Raw genomic sequence first — 12,511 nt, 5'->3', positions numbered from 1 at the left:
CCAAAGGAGGATGTGAACAATGGCAGTCATCAAAGTGAGAAAAACGGGCCAAGTGATTGAAGGAGAAGACAATGTGCGCGCGTTTTTGAACAGTCAAGGGGTGTTGTATGAACATTGGGACATCACGAAACTGCCGGAGCATTTGCGCGATAAATATGTTCTGACAGATGAAGAAAAAAATGAAATTTTAGCGACGTTCAAAGACGAAATTGAAGATTTAGCGGCGCGCCGCGGCTACAAAACGTGGGATATCGTCGCTCTGTCCGACGCGACGCCGAACTTGGATGAGTTGCTGAAAAAATTTGAACAAGTGCACATCCATACGGAAGATGAAGTGCGCGCCATTACGGCCGGCCATGGCATTTTCATCATCAAAGGCGACAAAGAAACCGGCTATTTTGATGTAGAGCTTGAAGCCGGCGACGTCATTTCCGTGCCGGAAGGGAATCCGCATTACTTTACGCTCATGGATGACCGTCGGGTCGTTGCGGTGCGCTTGTTTATCGACCCGTCCGGCTGGGTCGCTCATCCATATGAAGAAAAAGAGGAAGCCGTCCAATAACAATGAACGCCCCGCTGCTTATATACAGGCAGCGGGGTTGTTTTCGTTAAAACGATTGTGTTAGAAAAATCATAAACAAAATGCCGACAATAAACGCGTACGTCGATGTCCGTTCATTTCCATCGCCATGGCTTTCGGGAATGAGCTCTTTGTAAATGATAAACAGCATCGCCCCGGCGGCAAACGCCAACCCGTATGGAACGAGGCCGCGGAAGAGAGAGGTTAAATAAAAGCCGAGCAAAGACGTCACAATTTCGACCGCGCCGGTTAACGTGGCAATGACAAACGCTTTAAAGCGGCCAATCTGCTGATTGACTAAAAACAAGGCGACCAAAAATCCTTCCGGCGCGTTTTGCAAGCCGATGGCCAATGCGATCAAATTGCCGATTTGCGAAGCGCCGTCTGAGGCGTAGCTCACCCCGACTGACAGCCCTTCGGGGAGATTGTGCATCGCAATGGCGGCGATGATGAGCATCGCCTTTTCGTCGAATTGCAAGCCGCTTTTCGTATGCTCCAAGTCGATATGGGGGACGGTCATCTCAAGCAACGTTAACACGAGCACCCCCGCCGCCAATCCGATGGCGAGCGCCTCAAAACCGCCGGACCGCAGGGCCTCGGGAATAAGACTTGTCATCGAGGCCGCCATCATAATGCCGGCTGAAAACGCGAGGAGCACATCGCGCCAGCGGTGGGTGAGCGATTTGGCCATAAACAAAATCGGCACAGCGCCAAGTCCGGTCGATAAGGCGGACAGCACACTGCCGGTCAATACCCCGTTCATCCAATTCCCCCTTCATCAGCCTTTATTTTTTCATATGCGCCGTTTCCACAAATGTGACAATCGCCCAAGCGCTGCCCTATCACAAAATTATCATAGCGAAAGGAACGGCCGCTGGCGAGAAAAATGGACCAGCGCCTGGCAAAAACGGTTGCCTGCCTGTTTGCTGTTCAAGTATAATGCAAGTAAGAAATGGTTAAATGCAAAGGGTTGGATGGCATGGAACAAAAAGAGCAAGAACTCGAGCAATCGCTAAAGTTGTTTATCGTATTGTCGCGGGCTTACCGCGCCGTAAGCGACCAAGTGAACAAATCAATCCACTCATTCGGGGTCAATCCGACCGAATTTGCCGTGTTAGAATTGTTATACCATAAAGGGGATCAGCCGCTCCAGCAAATTGGCGAAAAAATTTTGCTGGCGAGCGGGAGCATCACCTACGTCATTGACAAACTGGAAAACAAAGGATTGATCGTCCGCCGCGCCTGCGAAAAGGACCGGCGCGTCACGTACGCGTCCATTACAGAAGAGGGGCGGCGGTTTATTGAACGCGTATTTCCCGAGCATGCGGAAAAAATTCACGAAACGGTTTCGGCGCTGACGGCGGCAGAAAAAGAGCAGGCGATTGCGCTGCTGAAAAAATTAGGATATGGGGCAAAAACAAGGGGCTGACGCGAGGTCGGCCTCTTTAATTTTGCCGGAAATGGATACGTTATATAAAGAACATACCATAGCCAGCAAAAAAGGAGAGATCACCATTGATGGTTCCAGTAGGGGTATCGAATCGCCACATTCATTTATCAAAAGAACACATGGCGGCGCTGTTTGGCGAAGGCGCCGAGCTGACGGTGCTCAAGCCGTTGTCGCAGCCTGGCCAGTTCGCCACCAAGGAAACGGTGACGGTCGAAGGGCCGAAAGGGAAAATTGAAAACGTCCGCGTCCTCGGACCGGTCCGTTCGCTCACCCAGCTTGAAATTTCGAAAACCGACAGCTTCAAGCTCGGCGTCGCGCCCCCGGTCCGCTTATCCGGCGATATTGACGGAACGCCGGGCATTACGATTCACGGACCGAAGGGGACGGTGACCGTCGACAAAGGGGTGATCATTGCCAAGCGCCACATTCATATGACGCCGAAAGATGCCGAGACGTTTGGCGTCCGCGATAAACAAGTTGTGAAAGTGAAAACGCAAGGGGAGCGGGCGCTCATTTTTGACGAAGTGATCGTCCGCGTCAGCGAAGATTTTGCATTAGATATGCACATTGACACCGATGAAGCGAACGCGGCCGGCTTGAAAACGGGCGATTATGTCGAACTGCTTCCATCGTGAAACCATCCGCGCCAAAGGCGGACAAAGCGCCCTCTCGGTACAAACGAGAGGGCGCTTCCCATTAATGCGGCCGCTTCTTCTCTGATGCTAGTGTGCCGACAAGATGAAACGGCGCATCACGCCGAATGGCGTCAATGACGCCGCTGCTGATTTCTTGATGGGTGAGCCAACGCGTGCTGTGCTCTTCGATCACGAAGCCAAGCTGAATTTGCCGGTACAGGCAAGCGGAAGACAAACGGAGTTCCCGCTTTGCCTCGGCCGGATGGGCCCGGCTGCCGAGCACGTGGAACAGACGCCAAGGACCGGGATGTCTGCTATTTTCCCGGATGATGGCCGGAAACGCCTGTTTCCCGTCGCTGTGCACCCATGCGACAACAAGGTCGAAGGCTCTGTTTTCATTGATTGTTTGGTGAATCAAGGAACATAGTACATCATGATCGCGATAATCGACCAAAAGCGGGGTAATGGCCTCCAGATGTGCGGCGCGGGCGATGAGCCGTTCCATCCGTTCCCTGTTCCGGGCGACGATGGATACATGGTACCCTTCTCGCACGAGCCAAAGCGACACGTCGGTTAACATGCCTGTCCCACCGATGACGAGTGCGTGCATGGTGGTTCTCCTTTCGGATTAATGCGATGCTCCTTTCAAATAGCGGTCAAACCAGTCGACGATATGGCGAAGACGCTCAAGCCGAAGAGCAGGGTTGCCGGTGCGCGACAAATCGTGGTTGGCGTCCGGAAAGCGGACGAGCTTTGTTTCCCGCCCGAGCTGCTTTAAGGCGACAAACAGCTGTTCGGCCTGCTCGATTGGGCAGCGGTAATCGCGTTCGCTATGCAAAATTAACAGCGGTGTGCGCATGTGTTTGACGTATTTGAGCGGCGAATGATGCCAAAGCCGCTCAGCGTCTTCCCAAACGTCGCAGCCGACTTCCCATTTCGTGAAAAAGTAGCCGATGTCGCTCACGCCGGCGAAGCTGAGCCAGTTGGAAATCGAGCGTTGGGTGACGGCGGCTTTGAACCGGTCGGTATGCCCGACGATCCAGTTTGTCATAAACCCGCCGTAGTTGCCGCCGGTGACGCCAAGTCGTTGTTTGTCAATAAAGTCGAACTTGCTGATCGCGGCGTCGACGCCAGCCATAATGTCTTCATAATCCATGCCGCCATAGTCGCCGCGCACGGCATTGACAAACGATTGGCCGTATCCGTGGCTGCCGCGCGGGTTCGTAAACAGCACGGCATAACCGGATGAAGCGAGCAGCTGAAATTCATGGAAAAACGTAAATCCATACATCGCATGCGGCCCGCCGTGAATTTCGACGACAAGCGGCGCCTTTTCTCCTTCGTCAAGCTCAGGCGGTTTCATCCTATTTCGCGCAGGAGACTCCCACTTCAACGACCAAAGGGAGTAAGTGGGAGAGGAATGCGCGTTCCCCTTTTCTTTTGTGTATGATATAATAAAGGCGTGGAGAAAACCGTTTAATAAAGGCACTCCAATAACTGCTACTCGATGTATGGAGTTGGTTACAGGAAACGTTGTAACCGTAAAACATCGAGCGTAGATCCGTCTGTTGTGTGTGGAAGCCAAGTACTGCCAACAGACACACCGAGAGAATCGGTAACGATGCAGGCATGACCTGCGTCGTTGGGTAGTTGTCAACCTGCCCTGATGCAACCCCAAGTCAAGGAAGGAGGACGAAGTCCGCTTGTACTTCTGGGGAGTTGCAAGCCCCCACTTCAAGCGTTAGCTAAGTGGGGGTAGTTGACGATCCAGCCTTGAATCTCCAAACCGTCCGCCGATCGATACGTAAACGGTTCGGCAGCGGCGAAGGCCACTTCATGTTCAAGCGCTTCATTGGCACGCGTAAGCCGTGTTTTCGTTCCATCGGCAAGCGAGACCGCATATAAATCGCCAACGGACGTAGGCGAGCTGATGGCGGCGACGGCTTGCCGTCCATTCGGATGGACGGTGAATCCGTATAGATGAAAATCTCCTTCGACCACTGGAACGATCGGGCCGGCGAGCGAGACGAAATATGCGTTGACGCGTCCGCGCTCTGAGGCGGTGACATACAGGCCGCTTCCGTCGCTCGCCCAAATCGGGCCCGGGCCTTTCGCATCAGCGTGCATGTCGCCGACCATGGCGTCACCGAGATGGACGTCCCAGTCGGCGGTCAACACCCGCTTCGTTCCACGTTCCGGCTCAAAGACGTAAAGCCGGTGAAGCGTCGCCCCAAGATAAGCCAAATCATGGCCGATGGCCGCGAGCTTCATTCCGTCCGGCGACCAGGCGAGTGAAGCGAACGCGCCGCAGCCGTTCGTCAAGTTCGTTTCTGTTTTTTTCTCGAGATCGAGCAAAATGATGTCGCGGGTAAAGGCGGTGTCCGGATCCTCGTTTCGGTTGGCGACAAAGGCAAGCGTCCGTCCGTTTGGCGAAATCGCAAACGAACCGATTTCCTCCTCGCGGCCCGTCAACGCTTCGATTTTTCCTGACAGCACATCGATGCGCGTGAGCACCGCCCGTTTGCCGTCAAGAAAACCAGCCGCGTCCGATTTGTAATACAGCCGCTCGATCACGCGCGGTTTCAGGTCGGCTCGCTTCACTTCTGCCTTTTCCGGTTCTTCGCGGTCTTCAATCGTTTCATCATCGCCAAGCGTCGTTAGGGCGATGAGAAACGTTCCATCCGGCGACCAGACGTAATCGCGCACGCCGTTTTTGAAAAACGTCAGCTGGCGCGCTTCGCCGCCATTGGCAGGCAGCAGCCAAAGCTGCACACGCCCCGAGCGGTCAGACAAAAAGGCGATCGTTTCGCCGTCCGGGGAAAAGCGCGGCTTCGTGTCGCGACAGCGCCCGAACGTCCATGGACGGACGGCGCCGTCTTCCGTCCACATAGATAGATGGGAGCGGTATTGGTTTTCTTCGTCGATCGATTTTTCCACAAACACGACGCGCGTTCCGTCCGGCGCGTAGTGCGGGTCGCGCACCGAGCGGAGGCGAAGCAAATCTTCCGCCGTCATGCCGCGGCGTTTCGTCAGGTGCTCGTTGTTGTTCATCAGCAAGACCTCTCTTTCCTTCAAAAATGGAACCATCTTGTATATTTCGTCTTACGAAAGAAAAGATCCTGCCCCAAAACAGAAAAAAACGAACGCCCAAACGATAGGCGTCCGTTTTTTAGCTATGCCGACAGTTTTTGTTTTTCATTTGCCTGCTGCGCTGCCTTTTTCACCTGCGGGTAGAAGATCACGCCGCTTGCCAGCAAGGCAACGCCAAGCAGGAACGTTTTCATATCCGCCGTCCCGGCGATGACGACCCAGACGGAATACAATGTTGCCAGCGCCGCAACGATGCCGTCAGCGAGCCGCTCCCGTCCTGCCGCATACGTTTCTCCCGTGAGCGTGAGCTTCAGCTGGAAGACGGAAGCAATCAAATATGGAACGAGATAAGCGAGCGTGGCGATGTAAATGACGAAGTCAAACGCTGTTGCCATCGAGTTGGAAATGGTCGAGAAAATGAACAATTGCGCCAGCGCGTTTGACAATGTGAGCGAGAAGCTCGGTGCCCCTTTTCTGTTTTCCTTCAAAAAAACCGGCAAAAACATCCCTTGTTTCGCCGCCTGGTACGGCACTTCGGCGCTCAACAAGATCCAGCCGAGCGTCGAGCCAAGCAAGCTGATCAGCCCAAGGCCAGCCAACACGTAGCCGCCCGCCGGTCCGACGATGGCATTGATGGCGTCCACGAGCGGTTTTTCCGATTGAATCAGTTCGCGTTGCGGCAAGACGCCCATCACCAAAAAGCTGATGCCGATGTAAATGGCTAAGGCGATGAGCAGGCCGGCGATCGTCGCCCGTTTTACGTCCGCTTGTTTGCGCGCGCGGGAAGCGAACACCATCGCCGATTCAACGCCGACAAACGCCCAGAGTGTCGATAAAGCGGCGTTGTTGATTTGTCCAAGCAAACCGATCGGCTGTCCGTTCCCGTCATAGCGAGGGGCATCAAGCGGGCCGATGACCGCTTTGTCAAAGGCAAACAAGGCGATGACGATAAATAGGAAAAAGCCAAGCACTTTGGCCGCGGTGGCGACAAAATTCAGCTTGCCAGCGCCTTCTACACCGCGCAAAATGATGATATGCATCCCCCAAAGGAGCGCCGTGCAGACGAGAAACGTCAACAAGTTCCCAAGCTTCAAGGTGAACGCCCCGGCGGTGAACACCGTTTGGCCGCTTGTCAGCACCGGGAAAAACGTCGACAAGTAGCTTGCAAATGTTGTAATGATCGCGACGTTGCCGGCAAAGTTGCCGACCCAGTAGCCCCATGATGACATAAAGCCGGATAAAATCGACAAGTTCGAACCTTTCGGAAACAGCTCCTTCGCGTAAATTTGCGGACCGCCGCCTAAGTCGGGCTTGCGGATTGCCAAGTTGCCAAACACAAGCGCCGTCATGAGGACACCGGCTCCGGTCAGCAGCCAGGCGAACATGACGCCGATGGGGCTCGCCGCCTCCGCCAACGAGCGCGGCAGCATAAAAATGCCGGATCCGACCATATTGCCCACGACAAGCGCGGTTAACACCCAAATGCCAAGTTTTCGTTGCTGATCCAAGGTCAAAACGCTCCTTTCAAAAAAAGAAAGCACCCGCGCCTCTTCAGCGGGTGCATGATCGATTCGCATCCAACTGAATGGCGATAGCGCTCCATCGCCCAAGGGCGATGGCAGTCCTGCGCCTGTTCGGCCGCAGGCCCAGCTTGCGCCGCCGGAGCGCGCCGCAAACTTCGGCGGTGAACCCTTTCCCGCTGCGTCATCGACCGCTCCGAGCCTCGGCAGCGCTACTTTTGTTCACCGCAACCTCTATCCCATGAAAGTGGAGAGGGGGATATATGGTTTTCGACATTATATTACTCAATTCGACAAAAAACGTCAATATGTTTTTAGGAAATACCGAAGATGGAACGAGATTACTAATCTAGGGCCGCTATTTGGAGGATGAAAGGGGGGAGAATAGGAATATGACTTGTTTTTGAAAATTCTTTTATTCATGAAAAGGAAACAAAGCAAAACGAAAGACATGAACTAAAATACTGGATATCAAAAAGTTGAAGCTAAGGTAGCATCAAAAATTTTATGAAAAGCACGTGTGAGCGACTTGTTGAAGGAAAATAAAAGAGATGGCGGGGCGGATTCGCCCTTGGCCAACACTTGCCAAACGAGAGAAAGGGTCAGTAGGAGGAAGGATAGGAAAAAGCATAGGAAAGCAGCTCTTGTCCCATCCTTGTAAATTAGGACATTATTTCAGAATCCTTTTTCAAATTCTTTCGGAACGTTTGCACGCTCTCTCAGATAAAGATTTCCAACGCGACTGATGGACCGATGGAAAAGAGAAAGCGCAAAATTTTGGTGAAGAGCCTTTTTATGCGCATATATGGGTGGTTTTTTATATATTATGCAAAGGTTGCGAAATATGGGTGAAATGATTAGTATAATTTGTGGTGATGAACCCAGAGAATGGGAAATCGAGAAGGATTTTGAGGATTCATGGCGAATAAACAGTAGGTCGGCTGAGTGATGAAAAAATGTAAAAATGAAAGGAAAGAAGGGACAGAGCATGAAGTTTTCCGAATTTCGTTACGAGCGGCCGGACATCGCTCAATTGCAAGCATCGTTTCAAGAAGCGCTTGATTCGTTCCGCCGTGCCGGGAGCGCCGCCTTGCAGCACGAGGCGATGAAGCGGATCAATGCACTGCGCCGCCGCTACAGCACGATGGCGAACCTTTGCCACATCCGCCATACGATTGATACAAACGATGAATTTTATAAACAAGAACAGGACTTTTTCGACGAAACCGAGCCGGTCGTCAAGGGGCTCGTCAACGATTATTACCGCGCGCTTGTTTCCTCGCCGTTCCGCGCTGAATTGGAACAAGTGTGGGGAAAACAGCTGTTTGCGTTGGCGGAAACGCAACTGAAAACATACGCGCCGGCGGTTGTCGAAGACTTGCAAAAAGAAAACAAGCTGGCCAGCGAATATACGAAGCTCATTGCATCGGCGAAAATCATGTTTGAAGGAGAGGAGCGGACGCTCGCCCAGCTGCAGCCGTTTGTCGAGTCGCCGGACCGCACGATGCGCCAACGGGCGAGCGAAGCGCGGTTTTCGTTTTTCACGGACCACGAAAAAGAGCTCGATGAGCTGTATGATGAGCTCGTCCACGTCCGCACAGCGATCGCCCGGAAGCTTGGGTTCAAAAACTTTGTTGAGCTCGGCTATGCCCGTTTAGGACGGACCGATTACAATGCCGACATGGTTGCAGGCTATCGCCAGCAGGTAAAAACGCACATCGTCCCGCTCGCGTCCAAGCTGCGCGAGCGCCAGCGGCAGCGCATCAAGGTCGAGAAGCTCTACTATTACGACGAACCGTTTATGTTTCCAACCGGCAACCCGGCGCCAAAAGGCGATGCCAGCTGGATTGTCGAAAACGGCCGGCGCATGTATGAAGAGCTGTCGCCGGAAACCGGCGAGTTTTTCCGCTATATGGTCGAACACGAATTGATGGACCTCGTCGCCAAAAAAGGGAAGGCGGGCGGCGGCTATTGCACGTATATCGATGATTACAAGGCGCCGTTTATTTTCTCGAACTTTACCGGCACATCCGGCGACATTGACGTATTGACCCATGAAGCCGGACATGCGTTCCAAGTGTATGAAAGCCGTCATTACGACATTCCGGAATACAACTGGCCGACGCTTGAGGCGTGTGAAATCCATTCGATGAGCATGGAGTTTTTCACCTGGCCGTGGATGGAGCTGTTTTTCGCCGACGACGCCGACAAATACCGGTTCGCCCATTTGAGCGACGCGCTCTTGTTTTTGCCGTACGGCGTGGCGGTCGATGAATTTCAGCACGCGGTCTACGAGAACCCGGATATGACGCCAGCGGAGCGGAAGAGTGTCTGGCGCAGCATCGAAAAAGCGTATTTGCCGACAAGAGACTACGCCGGCCATGACTACCTTGAGCGCGGCGGGTTTTGGCAGCGGCAAGGGCATATTTACACCGATCCGTTTTATTACATCGATTACACCCTTGCGCAAGTGTGCGCGTTTCAATTTTGGAAGCGGGCGCAAGACGACCTGGCTGCGGCGTGGCGTGACTATGTGGTGCTTTGCCGATTGGGCGGCAGCCGGCCGTTCACCGAGCTCGTCAAAAGCGCCAACCTCGTGTCGCCGTTTGCCGATGGAACGGTCGCTTCGGTCGTCGGCCATATCGAGCGATGGCTGGACAGCGTCGATGACAAAGCTTTGTAAAAAGAAGAAAAAAGGCGGGCGGGAACGGCACCGCCTTGCCTTTCTTTATTTTGGAAACTTCTGCTGAACTAGGGCAAAGGGGGAAAACGGATGATCCGTAAAGCCACATGGGCCGACGCACCGGCCATCGCCTCCGTCCACGTCGAAAGTTGGAAGACGACGTATGGCGGCATCGTGCCAGACGCGTACTTGGAGACGTTGACAGTGGAAGAAAAGCAAACGTTATGGGAGAAGGTGCTCCGCCAATCGGATCATTCCGTGTTTGTCGCCGAGGAAAACGGGCACGTCGTCGGATTTGTCTCGGGCGGCCGAAACCGGGCGAGCGACGGTTCAGCGGCACAATATGACGGGGAGCTGTACGCGATTTATTTGCTTAAGGAAGCGCAAGGAAAAGGGCTCGGCCGGCAGCTCGTGCAAGCGCTCGTCGGCGATTTGACGCAAAAAGGCATTCATTCGCTGGCTGTCTGGGTGCTTACCGACAACCCGTCCCGTGGTTTTTACGAACGGCTTGGCGGTGAAAAAGTGGCCGAGGAAAGGGTGGAAATCGGCGGAAAAGCGTTGTGGGAGCGGTGCTACGGCTGGCAAGACATGCAAACGATGAACGAGTAGAGGGGCTGCCGACAGTTCGGCAGCTCAAAAAATTTGTTTTGCGAGTGATTACTCACTTTACAAACACGTTTGTCCTATTTTATACTTTTGTGAGTGATTACTCACTATTTTATTTCAAGAAGGAGGAAAGGTGCATGAGCATTTTGAGAAGTAAGTGGGTGGCCTTGTCGCCTGTCATGGTGGCCATTGTAGTATTGATTTTCTCTCTTGTTCTTGTTCCAACCGTGCATCCGAAGCCGCAAAAGCTTCCCGTTGCGTCTTTTTCAGCTTTTTTGCCATTGAAAGCGCGGTGCTCAGTTGGATTGGGTTAAAAGGGATTCCGATTTTTATTCTTCTTTTGTTCTTCGGCGCTCCGCTGCTTTCCATGGCGCCGGAATTGATGACATCATTTTATCGCGATTGGGTTTATTCATGGCTGCCGCAGCGCTTCATGGTCGAGGGGCTTCGGGAACTCTTTTTCTTTGATCCGACATTTCAATGGAACGAACCCGTTTCCGTCTTATGTTGGCTGGCGCTTGTCGGGGTTGTTCTCGTCATCGTTTCGGCATTCAAGAAACGTATGGTTCAGGAATCGGAGGAATCCGGCAAACTGGTGACGTCATGATGAGGTGTAAAGGGGGAATGAACAATGCGCACTCATCCGCCTATTCAAGTCGAGCGTGTTTCCAAGCGGTTTGGAAAAAAAGTAGTCATCGACGATGTGTCGTTGGATGTCCAGACGGGGGAAATATTCGGCCTGCTCGGCCCGTCGGGGGCGGGCAAGACGACGTTGGTGCGCATGATCGCCGGCATTGATCAAGCGAGTGAATTCGGCGCTGGGAAATGGTCGTTGGCTACATGATCGGGTTCGGATTGTTTACCACGATTCAAGCGAGCTTAATTTCATGGTTTGCCATTGATGTGTTGGACATGATGATGGAAGGTTCGTTTTGGTATGTGCTGCTCATTACGTTTTTGCTGGCGATGACAGCGCTGGCGCTTGGGATGCTGCTGTCGGCGTTCGCCAACAACGAGCTGCAAATGGTGCAGTTTATCCCGCTTGTCGTCGTGCCGCAAGTGTTTTTCTCGGGTTTGTTCAATCTCGACACGATGGAACAATGGCTTCGTTCCTTAAGCGTCATCATGCCGCTCACCTACGGGGCGGACGCGCTGCGCGATATTATGGTGCGCGGAGAAGGTTTTAGCGCCATCGCCGTTGATGTGTACGTGCTACTTGGCTTTACGATGCTGTTTATGCTATTAAATGTAGTAGCATTGAAAAAATACCGCAAGCTGTAAGGAGTAGAGTCATGAGCGAGCATTCATGGATTCAGGAATTGCTGCAAATCGGCGGCAAGGAAGGGCAGTTCAGCGAAAAGCAGCTAAAAATTTTGGAAGCTGCCGTTGAAATGTTCGCCGAGAAAGGCTATGCGGCGACGTCGACGAGCGAAATCGCCAAAAAGGCTGGGGTGGCGGAAGGGACGATCTTTCGCCATTATAAGACGAAAAAAGATTTATTGCTGGCCATCGTCACGCCGACGTTGTTTCATTCCGTCGCCCCGTTTTTGGCGAAAGAATTCGTCCGCGAAGTGTTTGACAACGAATATGAGACGTACGAACAGTTTTTGCGCGCGGTGCTCGCCAACCGCTACACCTTTGTGAAAACGTATTTGCCGGCGATTCGCGTGCTTTGGCAGGAGGTTGCCTTTCATTCCGAGATTAAACAGTGCTTTCAACGCGTGTTTACCGAGCACGTGTATCCAAAATTCGCCCGCATTGTCCGCCATTTTCAAGAAAAAGGTGAGTTGGCCGAGCTGCCGGTTGATTCGGTCATCCGCTTGACGATCACATCGCTCGCCGGCTTTTTGGCCGCCCGCTTTCTCCTTTTGCCTGACCACCATTGGGACGATGAGGCGGAAATGGAGCGGACGATTCACGTGTTGATGAACGGTCTGCGGCGCTAAC

At 53.1% G+C, this 12,511-nt stretch carries 10 protein-coding genes, 5 pseudogenes and 1 riboswitch; of the genes and pseudogenes, 10 read left to right on the top strand and 5 right to left on the bottom strand.

Annotation, left to right across the window (positions count from 1 at the left end; translation table 11 throughout):
- The first annotated feature begins 19 nt into the window (after positions 1-19).
- Positions 20-562, top strand: coding sequence for an acireductone dioxygenase (mtnD, locus tag GZ1_RS05570; protein WP_011230457.1), 543 nt, complete (start codon positions 20-22; stop codon positions 560-562).
- A gap of 46 nt (positions 563-608) precedes the next feature.
- Here mtnD and GZ1_RS05565 read toward each other — a convergent pair whose 3' ends face one another.
- Positions 609-1,343: a ZIP family metal transporter gene (locus GZ1_RS05565; protein WP_014195272.1), complete on the bottom strand. Its 735-nt coding sequence runs from the start codon at positions 1,341-1,343 to the stop codon at positions 609-611.
- Positions 1,344-1,559: 216 nt separating this feature from the next.
- Here GZ1_RS05565 and GZ1_RS05560 point away from each other — a divergent pair, with 216 nt between their 5' ends.
- Positions 1,560-2,009 (top strand): MarR family winged helix-turn-helix transcriptional regulator, encoded by a 450-nt coding sequence (locus GZ1_RS05560; protein ID WP_014195273.1) that lies wholly within the window; start codon positions 1,560-1,562, stop codon positions 2,007-2,009.
- 89 nt (positions 2,010-2,098) lie between these two features.
- Positions 2,099-2,665 carry a phosphate propanoyltransferase gene (locus tag GZ1_RS05555; protein ID WP_060788071.1) on the top strand — a complete coding sequence of 189 codons (567 nt, stop codon included), beginning with the start codon at positions 2,099-2,101 and terminating at the stop codon, positions 2,663-2,665.
- A 61-nt stretch (positions 2,666-2,726) separates the two neighbouring features.
- Here GZ1_RS05555 and GZ1_RS05550 read toward each other — a convergent pair whose 3' ends face one another.
- The 4 genes and pseudogenes from GZ1_RS05550 to GZ1_RS05535 all read right to left on the bottom strand — a co-directional run bounded on the left by GZ1_RS05550 (position 2,727) and on the right by GZ1_RS05535 (position 7,263).
- On the bottom strand, positions 2,727-3,275 hold the full coding sequence (locus tag GZ1_RS05550; RefSeq protein ID WP_014195275.1) for a short-chain dehydrogenase: 549 nt from the start codon (positions 3,273-3,275) through the stop codon (positions 2,727-2,729).
- Positions 3,276-3,293: 18 nt separating this feature from the next.
- A pseudogene (locus tag GZ1_RS05545) lies at positions 3,294-4,028 on the bottom strand (alpha/beta hydrolase family protein); the annotation flags it as partial.
- A gap of 383 nt (positions 4,029-4,411) precedes the next feature.
- Positions 4,412-5,665 (bottom strand): annotated as a pseudogene (locus GZ1_RS05540) (TolB family protein); the annotation flags it as partial.
- Positions 5,666-5,838: 173 nt separating this feature from the next.
- The gene (locus tag GZ1_RS05535) at positions 5,839-7,263 is read right to left on the bottom strand and encodes an amino acid permease (protein ID WP_060788070.1); all 1,425 of its coding nucleotides are present in this window, start codon (positions 7,261-7,263) and stop codon (positions 5,839-5,841) included.
- A 76-nt stretch (positions 7,264-7,339) separates the two neighbouring features.
- Positions 7,340-7,520: riboswitch (Lysine riboswitch) on the bottom strand.
- Positions 7,521-8,263: 743 nt separating this feature from the next.
- On the opposite strand from GZ1_RS05535, the gene GZ1_RS05530 reads away from it, so the two are divergent.
- From GZ1_RS05530 to GZ1_RS05505, 7 genes and pseudogenes are all read left to right on the top strand, one after another.
- Positions 8,264-9,958: a M3 family oligoendopeptidase gene (locus tag GZ1_RS05530; RefSeq protein WP_060788069.1), complete on the top strand. Its 1,695-nt coding sequence runs from the start codon at positions 8,264-8,266 to the stop codon at positions 9,956-9,958.
- A gap of 90 nt (positions 9,959-10,048) precedes the next feature.
- Entirely contained in the window at positions 10,049-10,567 is a 519-nt protein-coding gene (locus GZ1_RS05525) for a GNAT family N-acetyltransferase (protein WP_060788068.1), read from the top strand.
- 134 nt (positions 10,568-10,701) lie between these two features.
- Entirely contained in the window at positions 10,702-10,878 is a 177-nt protein-coding gene (locus GZ1_RS19210; protein ID WP_167346358.1) for a hypothetical protein, read from the top strand.
- A pseudogene (locus GZ1_RS05520) lies at positions 10,830-11,171 on the top strand (YhgE/Pip domain-containing protein); the annotation flags it as partial. The gene GZ1_RS19210 and the pseudogene GZ1_RS05520, both read left to right, overlap by 49 nt.
- Before the next feature lie 24 nt (positions 11,172-11,195).
- A pseudogene (locus GZ1_RS05515) lies at positions 11,196-11,375 on the top strand (ATP-binding cassette domain-containing protein); the annotation flags it as partial.
- Positions 11,375-11,845 (top strand): annotated as a pseudogene (locus GZ1_RS05510) (ABC transporter permease); the annotation flags it as partial. The pseudogenes GZ1_RS05515 and GZ1_RS05510, both read left to right, overlap by 1 nt.
- 11 nt (positions 11,846-11,856) lie before the next feature.
- On the top strand, positions 11,857-12,510 hold the full coding sequence (locus GZ1_RS05505; RefSeq protein WP_025948378.1) for a TetR/AcrR family transcriptional regulator: 654 nt from the start codon (positions 11,857-11,859) through the stop codon (positions 12,508-12,510).
- Position 12,511: the final 1 nt, after the last annotated feature.

The organism is Geobacillus zalihae NBRC 101842 (assembly GCF_001544135.1).
GTDB lineage: Bacteria > Bacillota > Bacilli > Bacillales > Anoxybacillaceae > Geobacillus > Geobacillus zalihae.
This window is presented reverse-complemented; position numbering and strand designations above follow the sequence as displayed.